19 protein-coding genes are annotated in these 22775 nt (G+C 39.1%); 12 read left to right on the forward strand and 7 right to left on the reverse strand.

What is annotated here, in order from left to right:
• The first annotated feature begins 209 nt into the window (after positions 1-209).
• A complete protein-coding gene (locus G6N06_RS16305; RefSeq protein WP_163517846.1) occupies positions 210-1973 on the forward strand; it encodes a CotH kinase family protein in 1764 nt (587 codons plus the stop codon).
• A 197-nt stretch (positions 1974-2170) separates the two neighbouring features.
• Here the strand turns inward: G6N06_RS16305 and G6N06_RS16310 are convergent, their stop codons facing one another.
• The 3 genes from G6N06_RS16310 to G6N06_RS16320 form a co-directional block, all read right to left on the reverse strand.
• Entirely contained in the window at positions 2171-2995 is an 825-nt protein-coding gene (locus G6N06_RS16310; protein WP_205334786.1) for a 3-keto-disaccharide hydrolase, read from the reverse strand.
• A gap of 73 nt (positions 2996-3068) precedes the next feature.
• Positions 3069-3671, reverse strand: coding sequence for a gluconate 2-dehydrogenase subunit 3 family protein (locus G6N06_RS16315; protein ID WP_163517847.1), 603 nt, complete (start codon positions 3669-3671; stop codon positions 3069-3071).
• Between the two features lie 2 nt (positions 3672-3673).
• Positions 3674-5365 carry a GMC oxidoreductase gene (locus tag G6N06_RS16320; protein WP_163517848.1) on the reverse strand — a complete coding sequence of 564 codons (1692 nt, stop codon included), beginning with the start codon at positions 5363-5365 and terminating at the stop codon, positions 3674-3676.
• A 189-nt stretch (positions 5366-5554) separates the two neighbouring features.
• Here G6N06_RS16320 and G6N06_RS16325 point away from each other — a divergent pair, with 189 nt between their 5' ends.
• The 5 genes from G6N06_RS16325 to G6N06_RS16345 all read left to right on the forward strand — a co-directional run bounded on the left by G6N06_RS16325 (position 5555) and on the right by G6N06_RS16345 (position 10761).
• The gene (locus G6N06_RS16325; protein WP_163517849.1) at positions 5555-6526 is read left to right on the forward strand and encodes a sugar phosphate isomerase/epimerase family protein; all 972 of its coding nucleotides are present in this window, start codon (positions 5555-5557) and stop codon (positions 6524-6526) included.
• Positions 6527-6559: 33 nt separating this feature from the next.
• A complete protein-coding gene (locus G6N06_RS16330) occupies positions 6560-8071 on the forward strand; it encodes a glycoside 3-dehydrogenase (RefSeq protein ID WP_163517850.1) in 1512 nt (503 codons plus the stop codon).
• A gap of 47 nt (positions 8072-8118) precedes the next feature.
• On the forward strand, positions 8119-8883 hold the full coding sequence (locus tag G6N06_RS16335; protein ID WP_163517851.1) for a 3-keto-disaccharide hydrolase: 765 nt from the start codon (positions 8119-8121) through the stop codon (positions 8881-8883).
• A 171-nt stretch (positions 8884-9054) separates the two neighbouring features.
• Positions 9055-10218, forward strand: a complete 1164-nt coding sequence (locus tag G6N06_RS16340) for a Gfo/Idh/MocA family protein (RefSeq protein ID WP_163517852.1) — start codon at positions 9055-9057, stop codon at positions 10216-10218.
• 159 nt (positions 10219-10377) lie between these two features.
• Positions 10378-10761, forward strand: coding sequence for a hypothetical protein (locus tag G6N06_RS16345; RefSeq protein ID WP_163517853.1), 384 nt, complete (start codon positions 10378-10380; stop codon positions 10759-10761).
• Between the two features lie 414 nt (positions 10762-11175).
• Here G6N06_RS16345 and G6N06_RS16350 read toward each other — a convergent pair whose 3' ends face one another.
• From G6N06_RS16350 to G6N06_RS16360, 3 genes are all read right to left on the reverse strand, one after another.
• A complete protein-coding gene (locus tag G6N06_RS16350) occupies positions 11176-11568 on the reverse strand; it encodes a hypothetical protein (RefSeq protein ID WP_240338092.1) in 393 nt (130 codons plus the stop codon).
• Positions 11569-11669: 101 nt separating this feature from the next.
• Complete coding sequence (locus G6N06_RS16355; RefSeq protein WP_163517854.1) at positions 11670-13397, reverse strand: thiamine pyrophosphate-binding protein; 1728 nt, start codon at positions 13395-13397, stop codon at positions 11670-11672.
• Between the two features lie 10 nt (positions 13398-13407).
• The gene (locus G6N06_RS16360; RefSeq protein ID WP_163517855.1) at positions 13408-15027 is read right to left on the reverse strand and encodes an FAD-binding protein; all 1620 of its coding nucleotides are present in this window, start codon (positions 15025-15027) and stop codon (positions 13408-13410) included.
• A gap of 440 nt (positions 15028-15467) precedes the next feature.
• Between G6N06_RS16360 and G6N06_RS16365 the strand changes: the two genes are divergently transcribed.
• From G6N06_RS16365 to G6N06_RS16380, 4 genes are all read left to right on the forward strand, one after another.
• Positions 15468-16361, forward strand: coding sequence for an EamA family transporter (locus G6N06_RS16365; RefSeq protein ID WP_163517856.1), 894 nt, complete (start codon positions 15468-15470; stop codon positions 16359-16361).
• A 132-nt stretch (positions 16362-16493) separates the two neighbouring features.
• Complete coding sequence (locus G6N06_RS16370; protein WP_163517857.1) at positions 16494-17525, forward strand: Fe(3+) ABC transporter substrate-binding protein; 1032 nt, start codon at positions 16494-16496, stop codon at positions 17523-17525.
• A 56-nt stretch (positions 17526-17581) separates the two neighbouring features.
• On the forward strand, positions 17582-19207 hold the full coding sequence (locus G6N06_RS16375; RefSeq protein WP_163517858.1) for an ABC transporter permease: 1626 nt from the start codon (positions 17582-17584) through the stop codon (positions 19205-19207).
• Positions 19208-19302: 95 nt separating this feature from the next.
• Positions 19303-20400 (forward strand): ABC transporter ATP-binding protein, encoded by a 1098-nt coding sequence (locus G6N06_RS16380; protein ID WP_163517859.1) that lies wholly within the window; start codon positions 19303-19305, stop codon positions 20398-20400.
• A 360-nt stretch (positions 20401-20760) separates the two neighbouring features.
• Here the strand turns inward: G6N06_RS16380 and G6N06_RS16385 are convergent, their stop codons facing one another.
• Entirely contained in the window at positions 20761-21108 is a 348-nt protein-coding gene (locus G6N06_RS16385) for a DMT family transporter (RefSeq protein ID WP_284046851.1), read from the reverse strand.
• A gap of 605 nt (positions 21109-21713) precedes the next feature.
• Between G6N06_RS16385 and G6N06_RS16390 the strand changes: the two genes are divergently transcribed.
• Complete coding sequence (locus G6N06_RS16390; protein ID WP_371865866.1) at positions 21714-22196, forward strand: glutathione peroxidase; 483 nt, start codon at positions 21714-21716, stop codon at positions 22194-22196.
• Between the two features lie 97 nt (positions 22197-22293).
• A complete protein-coding gene (locus G6N06_RS16395; protein ID WP_163517861.1) occupies positions 22294-22710 on the forward strand; it encodes an HYC_CC_PP family protein in 417 nt (138 codons plus the stop codon).
• Positions 22711-22775 lie beyond the last annotated feature (65 nt).

The following is a 22775-nucleotide window of genomic DNA, read 5'->3' on the forward strand; positions in this document are numbered from 1 at the left end:
TCATTTTCAAGTTGTAAAGGGAGCACCTGTTTGTGGATGATTCTATTCTTTTATTTTCGAAGGGAATTATTTTCAGAAATTCTCTAATAACTAAGATTACTTGCGCTTTTTGACCTATAGTTGGATATCCTGAAAAATAGGTTTCTTAATTACTAAAGTTTGTATTAGATTCGCGGTTTGTCAAATTTTTTTAACTTTAATTTTAAGAGATGCGTAAGAGTATTTTTAGTCTGTTTTTAGTTTTTTCTGTTTTCACTTCTTGTGTTAAGGATGATATTAAAAATCACGAAAAAGAGTTGTTGAGTTTCATTTTTGAGAGTGCGAACAATTCAGATTATTTACAAGAAGATATTGTGGGAGAGGTTGATGGATCTGTCATTCGTGTATTTCTTCCTCAAAATATAGATTTGACCAGACTTGTGGCAAGCTTTGATTTTCTGGGTGAGGGCGTTTATCTTAATGGAGTTGAACAATTATCAGGACTAACTGAAAATGATTTTAGCCAAGAGCACTATTATGAGATAGTAGCTGAAAATGGAAGCGTGGTAGCTTATCGACTTGTTATAGAATACCTGCAATTCACCTCCTTTTCTTTTAAAAAGGAAGAGAACGAAGGATTGTTTAAAGATTATGAGCTGTCGTTTTCAGAAGATACACTTCATATTAAAATGAAGGGGACCAATAAAAATCTTGTCGCTTCATTTAAGACCAACGCCACAGACGTTCAAGTCAATAACACAACACAAATAAGTTCGATTACTAAGAATGATTTTTCTCAGCCAGTAACTTACTCTTTGATTTATGAAAACGGCTTTACACAGGACTATGTAATTGTCGTGGAGTGGCAAAGGGATATTCCACAGTTTTATATTGATACGGAAGGAGGAAGGCCGATAATATCCAAAGACATTTATATACCGGCTAGGCTGACCATTGATGGTGTTGAGGTTTATGAAGATTTTGAGGCCACTACCGAAATTAGGGGAAGAGGGAATAGTACTTGGCATCGACCTAAAAAACCTTATCGTATAAAATTAAATAAAAAGGCTTCTATCCTTGGATTGAAGGAAGCTAAAAATTGGGTGCTTTTGGCTAATCATTACGATGAAACATTAATGCTTAATGCAGTGGCCATGAAAATTGGAAGACTACTTGAGGTCAAATATGCAAATCATATGATTCCTGTGGAATTAACGCTTAATGGCGAGTATCTGGGCAATTATATGCTTACTGAACAGATTGAAGTGGATGAAAATAGAGTAAATGTTAAAACGGATGGACAGTTATTGGAAATGGATACTTATTTCGATGAGGATTGGAAATTTAAGTCTGCTGCTTACAATTTACCCGTACAAATAAAATATCCAAAATTAAAAAAGTATGATACAGCAGATGCAGAGGAGGAGTTTAATCAAATTAAGTTTGAGTTTGAAGAATTCGAAAATAGAGTGTTTTCCGATAGTTTTCCCAACTCTGGCTATCTTGATCTATTTGATCAAGAGGCACTGGTTGATTACTTGATTGTTTATTTGCTTACTGCGAACATTGAAATTAATCATCCAAAAAGCACCTTTTTATTTAAAGAAAAAGGAGGTAAATATACCATGGGTCCGATTTGGGATTTTGATTGGGCTTTTTCTTTTGATGGCGATAGAAAACATTTTATTTCTCCAAATACCCCATTGTTCTGGAACAACAGTGATAGTATAGGAACCATCTTTTTCCTAAGATTATTAACCGACCCGTCTACAAAACAGTTGTTGATGGAAAAGTGGACTGACTTTAAATCAATGCATCTTAATGAACTCATAGTCTATATTGATGAGTATGCTGAACTAATAAAAAAATCGCAAGCCAGAGATCTCGAAAAGTGGAATGTTGGAAGTCTGGACTTCGGGAAAGATGTTGTGGAACTAAAAACTTGGGTTAGTAGTAGGGCTAACTTCTTGGATGGATATATCGCAGGACTTTAAAAAAAATGGATTGGAAGCCCAACTCAGCATAAAAAAAGGTTATTGCCACTCGTCTTATTTACTTTTCTTAAGTGTTTCTTGTAAATGAAGGGACTTTAGGATTCAAAAAGATGAAATTTGGAATAACCATTTGAACGTTTCTAAATATATAGCGTCAATATAACCCTAATAATTATCAATTTCTTGTTTATAATTTTCTACAACTCCAACAATTCAATATTTCTAAATTCGGTTGGATGACTTTCGCTTTGCAAAGAAATATAACCTCCCTTTATGGTTTCACCTATTTTGTCTTTGTACGCTGCACTGTATTCATCCATATCGGCACCGCCGTATTGTGGTTTCGAATATCTCAGCACTTCTTTGCCATTTACCTTATGGATGATTAAAGAATCGCTGTGAACTTCAACTTCTAAACTCACCCATGGGTCTCCATAATAAGTGTCAGAATTTGAATTGGTACAATGTTCGGTAATCAGCTCGCCATCCATGACCACATTGGTACCAGGGGTGCAAAGATTTCCTGTTGGTCGGCTTACACCTTCGGTAATACCACCTAACATCTGTACTTCCATGCTCAATGGGAAATTTTGGTCTTTGGCCATGTGTTTAGGATCTTCACAATGAATCATTACCCCACTGTTTCTGGTCGCCCAACCCGCGCCATCTTCAATTTGTTCTCCGGTAAATCGGTATTGCATTCTCAATATATAATTGGAAAATGGCGTTTTATAAAAAAGATGCCCAAAAGCATCATTGAACTTACCGTCATAACCATCATAGGACACTTTAATCACACCATCCTCTACACGAAAAGTGTTGTGTACATTGTCGCCAAAGTCGTAACCTTTGATTTTTGGAGACCATCCGTCTAAATCTTTTCCGTTAAATAAAGAGATCCAATTTTCAGTCATTTCTTCTTCAACCTCTACCTCCTTGCTTTCAGATTCTGGTTTTGATTTGCAGCCTACGATGAGTAAAGCAATTAGAGCTATTGACATTGGGTTGATTATTTTGTGCATCCTGATATGTTTAAAGTGTTTTTTATTGAATTTTATCTTTATGGAAGTTTTTTCGATAAAACAGGGTCAATATTTATAGTGACCAAGCTTTGCCTCCAGTTGCTTCTTCTACAGAAATACATCCTTTTTGCTCACCGGGTACGGGATCATAGGCCAATACATTCTTGCCAATCTCCTTACTTGTTTTATAGGCCCAAACCGTTTGATCGCGTATGGTCAAGAGAGTCATGAAAACTAAATGTTCTTCTGTGATATACGCTAATCTTTGCGCTTTTGAAATCCGTAAGTATTTTGAAAGGATGGCGTCAAGGTCTTCCGTTTTTAACTTGATAGGTTGTTCGGGGTCTGGTTCTACATTTGGTATGCCCAACTCGTCCATAACAGCCTCAAAACCCAACTTATAGGTTTCTTTGTCTTCGTCGGTTAATGCTTCAGCCACATAAAGATCAATAAATTTAGGAACATTGACATCCAATGCGCCAGGAGTGTCTTTTGTTTTTGGTAAAATCAAATCGACTAGCCCCTCTAAAACTAAAGCCTGTATATCGGAGTGGAATAGAGGTACCCACTTTTCCGCTTTCGTACTACAACTTTGAAGCATGCTCAGGATGGTAGGCGTTGCAATAATATAGCCCAATGACAAGCCCATTCCTTTAAGTGCGTCTCTTCTATTCATAATTACGCTTTATTTGATTTGAACTGTTCCACGGCATGATGTGCAGCTCTTGCCGTTAGTGCCATATAGGTCAAGGATGGATTTTGACATCCCGATGAGGTCATACAGGCCCCATCCGTAACATATACATTAGGAACGCCGTGTACTTGATTATTGGCATTAAGCACAGAAGTTTTTGGATCTCTTCCCATACGTGCAGTTCCCATTTCATGGATGCCAATGCCCGGTGCATGTCTCATATCAAAAGTCTTGACATCCTTAAAACCTGCTTTTTCCAACATTTCAGCAGCTTGTTGTTTAATATCCTCACGCATGGCCAATTCATTTTCTTTCCACTCGGCATCAAAGGTGACTGTTGGTAAGCCCCAATCGTCCAACTTGTCATAATCCAAAGTCATTTTATTGTCATGATACGGTAAACACTCACCAAAGCCCATAATGCCCATGGTCCACTCTCCAGGTTTTAAAATGGCTTCTTTGAATTTTTCACCATAGCCTATTTCCGCAACGTGCTCTGACATGCCGTTTCGTCCACCACCACCTTGATATCCATAACCTCTCAGAAAGTCTTTTCGTTCTGTGGCTTCATCACCTAAGTTTCTAAATCTCGGAATATAGACGCCGTTTGGTCGTCGTCCTTTAAAATATTGGTCTTCAAAGCCCTCTACTCTGGCGTTGGCACCAGCCCCTAAATGATGATCCATGATATTATGACCTAACTCTCCCGAATCGTTGCCCAATCCATTTGGAAACCGCTCTGATTTGGATTGCATCAATATGGACGCTGAAGCTATTGCCGACGCACAGCAGAAGATGATATCGGCGTTAAAGACATAAGTTTCTTTGGTTTCGGCATCGATAACCTTAACACCAGTTGCTTTCTTTAGTTGGTCGTCATAAATAATTTCATGGACAATGGAATTTGGTCTTAAAGTCATATTCCCGGTTTCTTCGGCAGCAGGCAATGTGGATGCGTTACTGCTGAAATAAGCACCATAAGGACAGCCTCTGATGCATCTATTTCTATATTGGCAATTGCTCCTGCCTTTATGATTGTGATTACCTGTGAGATGAGCAACTCTGCCGATCGTTAACAATCGGTCCTCGTAATTACTGGCAATTTTCGATTTAAATTCTTCTTCAACACAAGTTAATTCCATAGGTGGTGAAAAAATACTATCCGGCAAATGCGGCAATCCTAAAGCTTCACCACTAATGCCAACATGTCTTTCTACATAGTCATACCACGGTGCAATATCTTTATAGCGTATGGGCCAATCCACACCGTGACCATCTTTTATATTGGCCGTAAAGTCCAGATCGCTTAAACGGTAACTCTGACGTCCCCATGTCAGTGAACGACCGCCAACATGATAACCACGCATCCAATCAAAACGCTTGATTTCGTTATAAGGATGTTTGATATCATCAACAAACCAATGTTTACTTTCTGCAGCGGTAGTATAGCCGGTTCTGGCTTGTTTTTCCTGTCTTTTTTTCTCCTCAGCGGTGGTGGCTCCACGTAGTTCCAAATCCCAAGGATCATCATGCATGGTGGGATAATCGCCGTGTTTCACCATTCGCCCTCTCTCAAGGACTAAAGTTTTTAAGCCATTTTCACATAATTCCTTGGCTGCCCAACCACCGCTTATTCCTGTCCCAATGACAATAGCGTCATAATGATCTTTTATCATCTTCTATTTTTAATTTTCATAACTCTTAATAGCCTACTAAAATATGAAAAATAACCACAATTTATTCGGGGTTGAATATTAATAAAGGCTAAACTTGGTCAAATTAGTTAAATTCTAATGAAACTTTAGTAAATTCATCTTTCTTTATTTTTGAAAGAATTAATACTAAACGATCAAACCAATATTATTATGACCAAAAATACCATTATTCCTTTATTTCTACTTTTTACTTTAACGACTATGTTCTTAGGATGCAAAGAGAGTGCGTCAAAGTCTGAAAAAGAGCAGGTGTCAACTGAAGTCAAGGAGCCGTTTTTTAAATTGTCGTTAGCGCAGTGGTCCCTGCATAGAGCCATTGGAAGTGATCAATTGGATCCTGTGGACTTTGCTGAAAAGGCCAAAGAAATGGGATTTGAAGGAATAGAATATGTGTCAGGGCTTTATACTAAAAAGATAGAATCCATGGGGATGGAAGCGCTTCTTGATACTTTAAAAGCGAAAAGTGTAGAATATGATATTGAAAATGTTTTGATTATGATTGACGGTGAAGGTGATTTGGCTGCATCTGATGAACAAGAAAGAAATCAAGCGGTTGAAAATCATAAAAAATGGGTGGATGCTGCCGATTTCTTGGGCTGTCATTCTATTCGGGTCAATCTTTTCGGCTCTAAAAATGAGGACGACTGGATTTCAAATGCCACAATAGGTTTAAGACAATTGGCAGAGTATGGCCAATCTAAAGGAATCAATGTGATTGTCGAAAACCATGGCGGATTTTCTTCCAATGCCGAACTTTTAACGCGTGTCATAAAGAATATAGACATGGAAAATTGTGGGACCTTGCCTGACTTCGGCAATTTTTGCGTGAAACGTGATAGTGGTGAAAATTGGAGAGGAAAATGTATTGAAGAGTACGATAAATATAAAGGTACCGAAGAGATGATGCCTTATGCCAAAGGGGTTAGTGCCAAGTCTTATGATTTTGACAAGGAAGGGAATGAAACGACACTTGATTATCCTCGCTTTTTGAAGATTGTTAAGGACGCTGGGTATACCGGTTATGTGGGGGTAGAATTTGAAGGAAGCAATGTCAGTGAAGAAGAAGGAATCGAATTGACAAGAGACCTCTTGATAAAAATAGGAAAGGAACTCTCCGAATAAACATATTTTAACTTATCTAAATTCGTATAAATTATGAGCAAATCTAATAAAGACCATACAATTTCCAGACGAAAGTTTGTAGGCATGTCCATGGCAGCTACGGCGGCTTTTTCCATCATACCTTCTTATGCAGTAAGTGGTTTGGGCCATGTTGCACCGAGTGACAAATTGAATATTGCCGGAATTGGCGTTGGTGGGATGGGTCTTGCTAACCTAAAAAATCTATCGTCGCAGAATATCGTCGCACTTTGTGATGTGGATTGGAAATACGCTGCAGGTGCGGCGACCACATTCCCAAATGCAAAAAAATATTGGGATTGGCGTAAAATGTTTGACGAAATGGGCAAAGATATAGATGCAGTTGTTATTGCAACGGCTGATCATACCCATGCCATTATTGCTGCACATGCCATGACTATGGGCAAGCACGTCTTTCTTCAAAAACCTTTAACCCACTCAGTTTATGAGTCGCGGTTATTGACAAAACTGGCAGAAAAACATAAAGTGGCCACACAAATGGGGAACCAAGGTGCTTCTGGGGAAGGTGTTGCCAAAACTTGCGAAATTCTCTGGAGCGGTGCCATTGGCGATGTGAAAAGAGTGGAATCTTTTACGGATCGTCCAATCTGGCCACAGGGATTAAATACACCTGAAAGAGGCGATTGGGTTCCGGACACATTAGACTGGGATTTGTTTACGGGCCCGGCTAAGATGAGACCCTTCAGTGAAGTGTATCATCCATGGAATTGGCGTGGGTGGTGGGATTATGGAACTGGTGCCTTGGGCGATATGGCTTGCCATGTTTTGCATCCTGTATTTGAAGGTCTTCAATTAGGATATCCCAATAAAGTACAAGCAAGTTCGTCGTTATTATTAAACGACTCCGCTCCGGTTTCTCAGGCAGTAAAACTAAGCTTTCCTTCAAGAGGAAGAAAAGGTAAAATCAAATTAGACGAAGTAGATGTACATTGGTATGACGGTGGTATCCAACCGATGTTACCAGATAACTGGCCTGCAGGAAAAAATCCGAACAAATCGGGTGGCGGGACTTTCTTCTACGGTACTAAGGACATTCTTCATGTGGGGTGTTACGGTATTGAACCTGAATTGATGTCAGGCAAATCAATAGCTGCGCCTAAAACAGAGAGAAGGGTTGAAGAAGAACTCGGTTTATCGTGGAAAAGCGGTGCACATGAAATGGATTGGGTGCGTGCCTGTAAAGAAAATCCAGAAAGTAGAAAACCTACAATTTCTGATTTTGCGGTGGCAGGCCCTTTTAATGAAATGGTCGTTATGGGCGTCCTTGCCGTAAGACTTCAGGCCTTAAATAAGGTTTTGGAATGGGATGGTGCAAATATGAAGTTTACGAACATTGGCGCCAACGAAGAAATTAGAACCGTGATCAAGGACGGCTTTAAAATCCATGATGGTCATCCAACTTTTAACAAAGATTGGACAGAGCCTATGAATGCCATTGCATACTCTCAAGAGCTTATAAAACACACCTATAGGGAGGGTTGGACTTTACCGGACATGCCTTCGTAATATATAGAATTTTAATAAATAACATATAAATCTAAAATAGTAAACCAATGAAAAAATTAAGTGTGATTGTCATTTTTAGCTTAGTGCTCATGCCTTTCTTATCGAGTTGTAAAGAAAAAACCAAGGAAACTACCGAAACAGAAACAGAAACTATGGATGTAAATGAAGATAATGAAAATGATTGGATCGTTCTTTTTGATGGCACGTCTTCAGAAGGTTGGCGAGGTTATAAAAAGGATCACTTTCCTGAGGCTTGGAAAATTGTTGACGGAACCATTCATTGTATAGGATCAGGTCGAGGTGAAGCTGGGCATAAAGATGGTGGCGACATTATCTATGATAAAAAGTTTAAAAATTTCACTTTGAGTTTGGAATGGAAAATCTCTGAAGGCGGAAATTCCGGTATTTTTTATCTTGGCCAGGAAGACTTGGATTATATCTGGAAAACGGCACCTGAGATGCAAGTATTGGATAATGACAAGCACCCGGATGCTAAATTAGGTAAAGACGGCAACAGACAAGCAGGATCACTCTACGATTTGATTCCGGCAAAACCGCAAAATGCCAAACCTGTAGGCCAATGGAATCAAGTGGAGATTACCGTCTATAATGGAACTGTTGTCCATAAGCAAAATGGTGTCAATGTTGTGGAATACCATTTGTGGACGCCGGAATGGAACGAATTGGTTGCTGGAAGTAAATTCCCGAGCCTAAATGAAAATTGGGCAGATGTAGCCAACGAAGGCTATATCGGTTTACAAGATCATGGCGACGACGTTTGGTTTAGAAATATTAAGATTAAGGAATTATAAGCAGAGGTTTGTCGAAAACCTAAGCTCAACGTATTGAAATTCCTCGTGCCCCTGAATGATTTTGATAGGCAACACATGTTATTCCATCAGATTCATCATTCTAACGCACAAGGAATTTCTATTTAAATGATTTTAAATTCAAAGTAAAATATCAAAACAGATAATACAAACATGAGAAAATTAAGAATGGGAATGATCGGTGGAGGCATTGGCTCTTTTATTGGAGATGTACACAGAAAAGCATCAGGTCTTGATGGAATGATTGAATTGGTCTGTGGTGCTTTCAGCAGCACTGCGGAAAAGTCAAAAGCATCAGGTAAGGCATTGTTGCTTCCTGAAGATCGCTGTTATGGTAGTTTTGAAGAAATGATTCTTAAAGAAAAAGAATTGCCGGAAGATATTCGTATGGATTTTGTAAGCATTGTGACACCCAACCACATGCATTTTGGACCTGCAAGATTAGCCTTGGAAAATGGATTCCATGTCGTATGCGATAAACCGCTGACCTTAACTGTAGATGAAGCGAAAGTTTTAGAAAAGCTGGTAAAATCCACTGGATTACATTTTGCATTGACTCATAATTATCCTGGAAGTCCAATGGTGAAACAGGCAAAAGCCATGGTTAAAAATGGTGATCTTGGAAAAATCAGAAAAGTACAAGTCCATTATTTACAAGGATGGATGGCAACTGCCGTTGAAGATTCGGGCAATAAACAAGCCGTTTGGCGCGTGGATCCTTCAAAGTCTGGTGTCGGTGGTGCCTTGGGAGATATCGGAACCCATGCCCATAATATGTTAGAGTATGTCACTGGATTAAAAGTTAAGGAGCTTGCGGCAGATTTAGGAAAATTTGGTAAGGGTCGCCTTTTGGACGATGATGGCAATATTTTACTGCGCTTAGAAAATGGAGCAAAAGGGACGATGTCTTTTTCTCAAATTGCCGTGGGAGAAGAAAATAATTTCTCGATTAGAGTTTATGGTGAAAAGGGTAGTTTGGAATGGCATCAGGAAACTCCAAATGAATTAACAACGAGGTGGATAGATAAGCCAAAAGTGGTTTACACACCTAATGGCCATGAGCTTTATCCAAATGCTATAGCGGCATCTCGCATTCCGGCTGGTCATCCGGAAGGCTATTTGGAAGCTTTTGCCAATGTCTATAAGAACTTTGCCACACATGTAAATGCATCTCTAACGGATACGAAAATTGAAACACCCGATTATCCTACCGTGTACGACGGCATTAGAGGCGTACAGTTTATTCATGCCGCCATTGAAAGTGACAAACAGAATGCGGCTTGGGTAGGCTTGAGTAGCTTTACAAGAAGAGATTAGAAGTATGTAATTGAGATCATTCTTTTGCGACTAAAATATCATAATTTATATATGCGTTATATTTCAATCGATCAATAATTAATTATTTTTTTGTTATATAGGTTATTGACACTGGTTTTTAATAATTGCATATATTTGAATAAATAATAAAATAATCTTATGTCTAATTTACAGTTGACTGCTGATTTGGGGTTTGGAAATGGGAAGTATCATGTTGGTCTTTCGTTGGTAGAATTTGAGGAAGATAACGTTATCATTATTTATTCCCCTGCTTTGGATTTAAGCGGTTATGGATACACTCAGGCAGAAGCAAAGCAGTCTTTTTCTGAAGCACTCCATGAATTCTTTCGTTATACTAATAATAAAAAAACCTTAGAGAAGGTTTTAAAAGAATTAGGTTGGGCGATTAGAGGTTCAAAGAAAAAACCAAAATTCGATCCACCAAAGGATTCTGATTTGGTTTCTTTAAATCCATTATACAATGACATTGTTAATAACAAGAGTTATAAGGTTTCAAGAGAAGATGTTGAATTTGCCTATTAGCCTTTATGTCGACGAAGCATTTAAGAAATATTCCACTTAAATTATATCGAGATTTTCTGAAAGATCAAGGATGTTCATGCAATAGGACCACTGGTGGTCATGAACATTGGACAAGAAGTGATCTTTTAAGACCAATCACTGTTCAATCGCATGTTGATCCCGTTCCTGAATTTATTATAAAAAATGCCTTAAAACAATTAGGATTATCTAAAAAAGATTTTCTTGATTGGATTTGAACTGAATTGTCAATTTTTTATCTGTATTTAAAGACCATAAAGTTCATTGATATAAACCTCTGAAAATTTAAGAGCCGGCAGTTAAAAATTATCAAAAAAATTTGAATCTGACATAGGACACTTTTTAACAAGTTACCATAGCCAATGTAATAAATCATAACAATATAGCAGTACATTTTTACTGTTTGGTCAAAGTGTACTTATCACCAATCGGATTGGTCATTGTTAGTGAGTTTTCACCTAAACGAAACGTCCATTCACCGTTTAAAATCAACGACCAATCAAACTCGGCGGTCCAAGGGCACTCATTAAAAAAGCTTATTGTGTTTCCGGAAATTGAATAAGTTCCATTGCAAATTGCTGGGAATTTTTCGATTTCACTCTGTCCATTGAATGACCCATTATCAAAACGCAATTCAACCTTGGAAGAATTTTCATTACGCTCAAAAATTCCGATATAATCTCCATTTATTTCAGAATGGAAACTGTCATCATCATTTTTACAAGAAGAGATGATCATTAAAAGCCCGATTAGAATTAAGATTTTTGGTTTCATAATGGTGTTTTTCATAAGATGGGATTTGTGTTGAAAGGTTGCGTTATATAAACTACAACTTCAAAATAAAACGACTCTTATTTTCAAAAAGCCATGAAACCTTGTTAAATAATTTCTTATCCCAAAATCTTTCTCTTCACCGCTCTGCCAATAAATCGAACTTTATCGCTCAATGGAAAATTTCCTAAAACGGATTTCACAACACCTTGCGTAAATCGCGTGCGTTTTTTATAATCGATATGTACATCAACTAAGACCGTTTTATTTGACTGCGCCGCTTTGAGAGCCTTACTGATAACGTCGTCAATTTGATCGTCATTTTTTATAACCAAATAGTCGGCGCCAACCGCATGTGCAATGCCATCGATATTGAAATCGCCCAATACAGTAGCTGTTTTTCTATTGTAAGGGATTTCTTGACCTTGGGATATTTGGGAAAGTTCGCCATCGTGAAAAACGAAAATTGCAATTCCAAGTTCATTTCGTTTTGCGGTCAACAATTCGAGTCCGGTCATCAAAAATGCACCATCGCCAACAATGCCGACCACTTGTTTGTTGGGATTGGCAAATTTAGCACCAATGGCCGCCGGCACACAATAGCCCATACAATTGAAATCGGTGGGGCTAATTAAATGCTTGCTTTTTAGATTTTGAAATAACTCAACCGTCAAAAAAGTGTGGTTGCCATCATCTAAAACAGTAATGGCATCGTCGTCGAGATGAGCTCTTAAACTCGTGAAAAAGTGATAAGGATTGACCCGATCGAATTTAAAATCAGACCATTCCTTATAATAGGCCTGTCTGTCTTTTGCTATGGAACTAATTAAATTAGGATTGGATTTTTCGATATTCTTGTTGATGAGTTCTGCCAACAAACTGTCTAAAACCAGTTTCGCATCGCCTTGAATGGCCAATTTGCTCTTATAATTCTTATCGAATACATTTTCGTCAATATCGATATGGATCAAATTTTCAGGTACTCTGGCGCCGAAACTGCCCGTTGGAATTTCGGCAAATCGTGTGCCTACCGCAATTAAACAATCCACATCTTTAAACGCGTTTTCCGAAGCGGGAACAGATGCGGGGCCAAAGCCCATTCCCGTAAATAATTCATGATCACCAGGAAATACACTAAATCCTTGCAGTGTTGTGGATACCGGAGCATTTAGTCGCTCGGCAATCTGAATGCTCGTTGCTGTTGCCTCTTTAGCGCCCCATCCTAAAAACAGTCCTACTTTTTTAGATTCTGAAATGATCTTGATTGCTTCGTCCAATTGCGCGGCGGTAACTGTTGGTTTAATTTCTGGTTTTTTAAACGATAGAATCTCCGAAACTTCGCCTTTAAACATTTGAATATTCGTGGGTATTTCTATAAAAACAGGACCAGGATTTCCAGAAACTGCGATGGTATAAGCCTCAAAAACACTCGCCATAATCTCTTCATGCTTTTTTATATGATAGGTTTTTTTGGTGATGCCGCTCAATACTGAATGCATATCCCACTCGTGAAGCTGATAGCTTTTATTGACATCAGTCCGAATGCCACCCGAGATAATAAGCATAGGAATCCCGTCCAAAAAAGCTTCGCCTATTCCGCTTAAAGCATGCGTAATTCCAGCGGCTGGTACAATGACCATGGTGCCTATTGTCTCTGAGGTACGACTGACCGCATCGGCCATAAAGGCACCGCCACCTTCATGGGTGACCAATATAGGTTTGATTTTTGAAGACTTGTTCAGCTCATCATAAATTTCGGTATTGTGCACTCCTGGAATACCAAAGGTGTGCGATATCGGTAGTTGCTCTAATGCCTTGACCAGTAACCATGCGCCAGTTTTCTTCATAATATTCGATTTAAAGTTTTATTCCTGCTATATGTGCACCGGCAACTCTGCCTGTTAAGATACACGATCCTAAAAAAGTGCCTTCCAATGATCGTGATCCATGAATGCCTCCACCTCCAAATCCGGCAGATTCACCTACAGCGTATAATCCTGATACTGTATCACCATTCTTATCAATCACTTGCGAGTTGAGGTTGGTAGGAAGGCCTCCCAAGCTTTTTCTGCTTAATATATATTGTTTTACAGCAATCAATGGTCCAGCTTTTGGGTCTAAAATCTTTTGAAATTTTGAAGTTCTGATTTTATCCCCTTTGTACAATCTGAAGTTCACCAAACGCCGTAATTGTTCGTCATTAAAATACTTTTTACCTCTATCGATCTCGTCGTCATAAGCTTTCAAATCCTTTTCAAGAGTTTCTAAATCCACAACGTTATTTTCGTCTTGCTCATTCATCTTTTTCACCAAGTTGGGAAGCGTATCTGCCACAATAAAGTGGTCCGATTCTTCAATCAATCTATTGACCAAATCTTTATTTCCAAAGAGAACGTCTTTTATCAATCTCAATTTATCCCGATTTCTAAAAGCCGTCATATAATCAGAACCTGAAACAGCCAATTCCTTTATGGCAATTTTCCAATTCATAATACTCCATGAGTACTGATCCTTGGTTTTGAGGATATGTTCAACAAAATACGAAGTATCTGTATAAGCAACAAGCGGAGGCCTAAACCTTTTTCCTGTAGCATCCACCCAAATGGCCGATCGTGGCGGAACTAAACTTAAACCATCCCTGAATTTTCCTCTCTCTGGATTGGGTGTGGGAATTCCGGCAGCATAATGCCATTGTTTGTTTAGATGGGTTGAAGGGATTCCTTTTTTGTCTAAATCCAAATGTATGGTGCCATCAGCATATTTGTGAGAGCCATTTAATAAATTATCTGGTGGGGTCTGGAACCGCGTTGGCCAATGACTTTTGACCAGTTTTAAATCGCCGCCCATAATTCCACCGGATGCAATAATGATGTTTTCAGAAGTGATGTTGAATCTTTCTTTTGTCAATTCGTCGATGACCTCCACACCTACGGTCTTTTTATTATCGATGATTATTGATTCTACCTTGTGTTGAAACTTTATTTCAAGATGTTCTTTTTTTGGATGATTCAATAAATAGTTGGTCACTTTATTGGTTAAATCATAACCCGTTCCCCAGGTAATATGCCATCTCGGAACCGAATTCCCTTTGACATCCATGCCGCGTTCAGGCCAATTGACCACAGGAAGGAAGTCGACTTTTTTTGCAATAAGCCAATTGTAAATGACGGATATGGAATTGTCTGAGTAAAATTTGGCCCATTGTGCGCCTAAACTATCGGTTTCGGTGAAATCGCCATAACGCATCCAGTCCTCGTAAAGTAATTGCGGTGAATCTTTGATCCCAGATTTTTTTTGCTGAGGTGTTCCAGAAAACAAAATACCGCCAAAGGATTTTTTTGCCAATCCGCCAAAATGCTCCTCCACATCTCTTTCAATAATGAGCACTTTTTTATTATGGTCTAAGAGCTCAATGGCTGTTGATATTCCTGCCAAGCCTCCTCCAACAATGATATTTTCGTAGTTCAGGGCCTTCATGAATTATGGTGTAATAGCGTCTAAGGTTATGAAATTATTAGCTGCATGTTCCAAAGTATTACCGAAAGCGGGAACAATGGTCGGTTTTGGGAAGCGACAAACCTTTCTTTTGTTAAAGGAAATTGAGTGTGAGGTATTAGTGAAAATTTTCAATGGATAGCGGTGGTTGATAGAATGATAATTATTAAACACTAAACTAAGCATTTTTCAACTTAATTAGGTTATCATATTATATTAAAATCGCAGGAAATTTGGTTGGTTTCAGGTAATAAAATGGTCTCAAGAATGTCTTGTCAGAAAGGAGTGGTTTTTGACGTCTTCAGATTCGTGTGGAAATGTTTAGATTTGCCAGCGCAAGTTTCGCATGGGGTGTCATAATAGCTTCGAGGCATTAAACCCCACTATTGGGAATAAACCGTAAATCCATTAGTTTTTTTATTATGAATACTCAGTTAAAAAGTGTTTTATATGTTGCTATTGGCGCAACCAGTTACGGGGTTTTGGCAACCTTTGTCAAATATGCCAATAACCAGGGCATTGGTACGGCTGGTCTTGCTTTTTCACAATACTTATTTGGGGCTTTTATATTGAGTGCTTTGGTGTTTTTGTTTTCCAAAAAATCGGTAACACCTCAAGCTGAAAGCAAGTCACTGCATCCCAAAATTAAATTGATGCTGTTTGGAGGTTTCTCTGGGCTGACCAGTAGCTTTTATTACCTATCCATTCAATATGTGCCGGTATCTATCGGAATTATACTATTGATGCAGACGATTTGGATGGGCGTGGTTTTGGAGTTTTTTACGGCACGTGCCTTGGTCAATAGGGGAAAAGTACTTGGTGCGTTTGTGGCTATTGTTGGAACCATGTTGGCCGCGAAAATTTTTGAAACTGACATTGAACTTAATCTAAAAGGCATCGGCTTTGGTCTTTTGGCAGCCATGTCATTTACAGGAATGATGTACGGCACGAGTCGGGTCGGACTTAAATTGCCTAATCTTGTACGGAGCCAATATTTGGTGTATGGAGGGCTCATTGTCATTGTGCTATTTTGGAACGTTCAAATTCTGCAAGAATTTAATTGGACTATTTTTATAACCTGGGGCGTCTTTCTGGGCTGTTTTGGCACTATTCTTCCACCGGTTTTGTTCAATAAAGGTTTCCCAGTAATTGGCACGGGTTTGGGGAGTATTATTGCCGCTTTAGAAATCCCCATTTCGGTTCTCAGTGCGTATTGGGTTTTAAACGAGGAGATAAGCAACTTACAATGGTTGGGAATTGTCATTATTTTATTTGCAGTAGTAATGATCAATTTTCGAAAAAATGTGAGTCTATAGAGTTCTGATTTCCAGGTATTATACACGAAAAAACACGTCGTAAATACCTTTGTAAAATTGAACGCTTTATTTCTTGTTTGTAATAAGTCTAAATAAGATTACCTTTGCAAATCAAATCAAAACACTATACATATGAGTAATATCTTAAAACTCGGATTTATCATGTGCCTGATGAGTTTAATCGTGGCCTGTGGTGATTCTAAGACAACAAAACAAGAGGTCAATGTCTATACGCATAGACACTATAAGGCCGATGATGAGCTTTTCTCCAAATTTACTGAAGAAACCGGAATTAAGGTCAATATCGTTAATGCCAGTGCTGATGAACTGATCCAACGTCTGGAAACGGAAGGTCAAAATTCCAATGCAGATATCTTAATTACTGTGGATGCAGGACGACTTTATCGCGCACAATCCAAAGACTTATTACAACCTGTTAGTTCTGAAGTATTGGAAGCTAATATTGCACCTGAGTTTCGCGAGAAAGAAGGACACTGGTACGGATTGACTTACCGGGCACGGATTATCGCCTATGCTAAGGACAGAGTAAATCCGGAGGATATTAAGACCTATGAAGATTTGGCAGACCCGAAGTGGAAAGGTAAAATTGTGATCCGATCTTCGGAAAATGTCTATAACCAATCGTTGTTGGCTTCTATTATCTTGGCCGATGGCGAAGAAAAAGCCAAGGAGTGGGCAGAAGGCGTTGTTGCCAATATGGCCAGAAACCCGAAAGGTAGCGATCGTGACCAGGTCAAAGCAGTAGCTTCTGGTGAAGCGGATATCGCAGTAGTCAACACTTACTATATTGGACTGATGCTCAATGACGAAAATGTGGAAGAGCGAAAAGCAGGTGAGAGTGTGGGCATCATTTTCCCAAACCAAGATGGAAGAGGAACACATGTGAATGTCAGTGGCATAGGCGTAACCAAATATGCTCCAAATAAAGATAACGCCATTAAATTAATGGAGTTTCTTTCAGGGGAGGAGGCGCAGCAGGTCTTGGCTAACTTAAATTATGAATACCCTATCAATCCTAAAGCTACTAAGGCGTCGATTTTGAAGACTTGGGGAGATTTTAAGGCAGATCCAGTGGAGCTTTATAAGCTTGGGGAATATAATAGCAAGGCCGTTATGATTTTTGATGAGGCTGGTTGGAAATAAAGTTTAATGAATTAGGCCTTCATATGGGAGGCTAATTCAATGATTAACATAATTAAATGGCAAAAAAAACCACCTATTGGTGGAATAAGTGGACTGGCGGGGCGATTGTAATACTACTTTTGGTATTGACGCCGGTTTTCACTATCCTGGTCAAGCTCTTTGATAAGCCCGGCGAGCATTGGAGGCATATTGCCTCCAATTTGTTGCCGTCGTATTTTGCCAATTCTTTTCTTTTATTGTTAGGGGTTGGCTTCTTTACATTTCTTATCGGGGTGAGTATGGCGTGGTTGGTTTCGGTTTACGATTTTCCGGGGCGGAAGTATTTTGAGTGGCTTTTAATTCTGCCACTGGCGTTTCCATCCTATATGATGGCCTATAGTTATGTGGGAATTTTAGAATATACTGGACCCGTTCAAGCGTTCTTTCGAAATAATTTTGATATTCATTTCAAAGGTGCCATTGTCGATATTATGAATATGCCAGGCGCTATTTTTATACTTTCCATAAGTCTATTCCCTTATGTTTATGTCATCTGCAGGGCATCTTTTACACGACAATCGAGTGCCATGCAAGAAGCTGCTTTTCTCTTGGGAAGTAATCGGATGCGAATGTTCACCAAAATTGCACTGCCTATGGCAAGGCCTGCTGTAGCTGGAGGAATTGCCTTGGTAGGTATGGAGGTGTTGAATGATTATGGCACGGTAAAATACTTTGGGGTGGACACGTTTACTTCGGGGATTTTTAGAGCGTGGTTTTCTTTTGGTGATATCAATACGGCTATTTACCTCTCCGCAATTTTGACCGTGATCGTTTTGGCGCTGATCTGGTTGGAGAATTTTCAAAGAGGAAGTCGTAACTGGAATGCAGGCAGCGGCGGTTCCAGGCCTGCACTCCGAATTAGGCCCAAATACAAAAGTACGAGACGCTTATATACAGCTCTTTGTCTAACGGTTTTACTGATCAGCTTTATTTTCCCATTGATGCAACTTTTTTATTGGGTGTCGCTTACTTGGCAAAACGTCGTAGATTCTGAATTTGGAATCTTGATTTTCAGGAGTTTTTCCTTGGCGATCGGATCGGCGGTGGCCATTGCGGTAATCTCCATATTCTTACTGTATGCCATTCGCTTAAGCCCCTTAAAATGGACCAAACATATTGCCAGGACCGCTTCTTTAGGTTATGCTATACCTGGTGCGGTTATTGCAGTAGGAGTAATGATTCCGATGATGGGGCTTGACCGGACCATCAATTGGGCGGTTTCCGATAATATGGGAATGATATTGTCAGGAACATTGTTTATCTTAGTGGTGGCGTATATTGTTCGGTTTATGGCTGTAGGATATAATGCTATTGACGCAGGATTTCAAAAGACTGGAGCCACGGTGAATGAGGTGGCAAGATCATTGGGCGCTTCCCCTTTAAGAACCTTGTGGAAAATAGACTTACCTTTGATAAAGAACAGCATAGCGGGAGCCGTATTATTGGCCTTTGTAGACATCTTGAAGGAGCTTCCGCTCACCTTGATTTTGCGGCCTTTCAACTTCCATACCTTGGCAACGAAAGCCTTTGACATGGCAACCAATGAGATGATAGCGGAATCGGCGAACGCTTCCCTGGTAGTGGTTTTAACAGGGGTGATACCAATTATAGTATTGAATAATATGATCAGCAGAAAGAAATGAAGCAAGGAGTAAGACGATCAAAAGCTTTTTAAGTCGGAACAGAAAAAACAGATTTCTATCTTTTCGGAGCACAAAAGCAGAAAAAACAAATGACAATGGCGATTATTGAATTAAATAATATTAGTAAACAATATCGGAACGCCGATACCTATGCGGTAGACGGGGTGTCTTTTTCATTGGAAAAAGGTGAGATCTTGGCGCTTGTTGGCGAAAGCGGCTCGGGAAAAACAACCTTGTTGCGCTTGATCGCGGGATTGGAGCATCCCAATTCTGGAACTATTGAGTTGGATGGTGAAATTATTGTGAGTGGACGAAAATCATTACCTACCAACAAACGAAAAACTGGCATGGTTTTTCAAGATTATGCCTTGTTTCCACATTTGACCATTTTTGAGAACGTTGCCTTTGGACTAAAAGGACTTAATAAAAGGGAAACCGAGAAACGGGTTCACGAAACTATTAAACTGACCGGTTTAAAAGAAGATGTGAAGAAATATCCGCATCAACTTTCTGGCGGACAACAGCAGCGGGTTGCATTGGCTCGGGCATTAGCACCACGACCAGAATTGTTGTTGATGGACGAACCCTTCAGTAATTTAGATACCATTCTACGTGACCAGGTACGGGAGGAGGTGCGACAGATCATCAAAGCCATGGGGATCACTGCCATATTAGTAACCCATGATACCAAGGATGCCTTTTCTACGGCCGATAAGATTGCGGTTATGCTTAAAGGGAAGTTATTGCAGTTGGATACCCCTGATAATTTATACAATAATCCGAGCTCATCTTATGTTGCTGAGCTTTTCGGAAAATCAAATAATGTCGTGGCTACCGTAGCACCAGGTGGATTCAAAACACCTTTCGGATTTGTCTCTGGACGGAAGGATTGTCCGTTTTCTGCAAATCGAGGTAAGGTAAATTTATTTTTTAGGGCTGAAGAAACTGATTTTTGTAATGCAGAAGAGCCACATCTTTGTGGAATGGTAGAGCAGTGTATGTACCTCGGTGATCATATGCAATTAAAAGTATGCTGTAACCGATGTAATAAATGTGCCAACGACTGTAAAGGCGAACTTATGGAGGAAACACAGAGTATTTTACTGAAAACCTCAGTGCAAACGTGGAAGCCAGGAGACATTGTAAGGTTTAAACTCAAAAATTTTAAAGTTAAAGAAACGGATTCTGAATAGGAATACCGATTTCAGATGGTTGAGTAAACATGGCTACAAAGTGAACTTTTCCATGTGCTTGTTGCTATCCTTTAAATTACTGCCTTGGGACTAAAAAAATCGAAAAGTTTAAATCACCTCATTAGGCGATTTGGTTTGAACAAATTTCGTTTATACCTTCTTTATCTTGCAACATCTTGAAGTCGTCTTATAGAATCAATTTTGTGATATCAAGTGTCAGGAAAATTAAAAATCGAAGAGAATAAATATCCGTTTATTCCATGATTTTCAATTTCCTAAAATAATACCCGAACATTCAGAACTACAAACCACAAGAATTTCAACCTCTGTACAAAAACTGATGGAGCGGCGAGGTTCCTTTTATGTGTCAGTGCTTACCGTCTGTAACCCAATTACGGAAATGACCAAGGTGCTAATAAAGAACAGACGCCAAAACGTCACAGGTTCCTTGAAAAGCAAAATACCGGCAATGACCGTACCTACAGCTCCAATAGCGCCCCATACGGCATAGGCCGTGCCAACAGGGATGGGATTCTCACCGCCCATGGCCTTGAATAACAGATACATGCTTATGCCTACGCACACGATAAAAGAAAGCAACCACAGCCACATCTCCTTACCAGAAGTGTGTTGTGCCTTTCCTAAGCTTACGGCAAATCCGGTCTCGAATATGCCGCCAATGATCAATATGATCCAGTTGATGTTCATGTTGGTTTTAATTTATTCCCACCAGTGGGTTTTAATACCCCGAGGCTTGCCTCGATCGAAAAGACAATACCTTATTCATACCTCGTGGGCTTGCCCGCTCGTAACGGTCGGACGGCCCCGAGGTTCTTGATTACAGAGAATTTGGTGAATGTCATTTCTAAAAATACAATTGTTTCAATTAACCCACCAATAAAAGTTACAATTTTATTTAGTTAGAGGTTAAAACCCTGTTCCCGATGACTATTGGGATTCAGTGTTGCAACTTTAGTTTCTATAAATGTTTTAGACATGAACTTGCCCAGCCAACCAGGGGGCTGATACACGAATACTTATGTGTTTTCTCATATTCTTTTCCAGCTAGGTCAATAAGCACACTTTCAGTCGGTCCATATATAATTATGGATTTCCAATCGGTAGTGGTGTATTTATAAAACAACAGCCGATTAGGGATTGTGGTTTATGGATAAGCTTATTCATCTTTAACATGACATTAAAAGAAAGCAGCTTTGATTTTCTTAACTTAGCCATAAAAACAAATGAAAAATATTCTAGTCGTTTTTACTCTTTTATTCTCAATTAATTTAATTTCTCAAACTCCTGTGGCCATGCAAAACAATTCTATTCATCAATTTAAGGTCGAAGCGCTTTCTGGTGGTGAGATCGATTTTTCCGATTTTAAAGGGAAGAAAATCCTGATTGTCAATACCGCTTCAAAATGTGGATATACCCCACAATACGAAGGTCTGGAAGCTTTGTACAATGAACACAAGGATAACTTGGTCGTTGTCGGATTTCCTGCCAATAATTTTGGAGCTCAGGAACCGGGGAGCAATGACGAGATTTCGGCTTTTTGTGAGCAGAATTATGGCGTAAGTTTTCCGATGGCGGCCAAAGTCTCAGTAAAAGGACAGGATATCGCTCCGATATTTGATTGGTTGACTTCGAAAACTGAAAACGGATCTATGGATGTGACTATTAAATGGAACTTTACAAAATTCCTATTGGATGAGAACGGTCAACTTACGGCCTCTTTTGAGAGCAAAGTTAAACCTGAAAGCGAAGAGATTTTGGCATTCCTAAATCCATAATCTTTAAGACCATTTATACTTAAAAATAAGTTAATAAACCAATTTTTGTATCTAAAGTTTAAACACATACGGTAATTTATTTTATATTTGCTGAACTATGAAATTATTTTTCCATAAGATGCTATCTGCTACCTTAGCGACATTAGTGTTGTTTACAACTATGTCGTTTACGATAGATATGCATTATTGTGGAGATCATTTGGTTGATTTCTCTTTATTCGACAAGGTTAAGACGTGCGGGATGGAGAAACAAATACCTACTAAAGATTGCGGTAATGAACTAACAGAGAAATCATGTTGTTCAGAATTGCAGATCGTTATGGAAGGACAAGATGATCTTAAGTTTTCATATGACACACTAAACTTAGAGCAACAAGTTTTTGTTGCCGCCTTTTTCTATTCGTATATCAATCTTTTTGAAGGACTCGACGAAAACATCATTCCTTTTAAACACTATAATCCTCCCTTTCTCATACGGGATATACAAAAGCTACACGAGACTTATTTAATTTGATTTTAAACAGTTCCGATCCGATAATTATCGGAACGGAAAATTAGCCCTTTGGTTCTTACCATTTT

This window comes from Gelidibacter japonicus, assembly GCF_010725055.1.
Lineage (GTDB): Bacteria > Bacteroidota > Bacteroidia > Flavobacteriales > Flavobacteriaceae > Gelidibacter > Gelidibacter japonicus.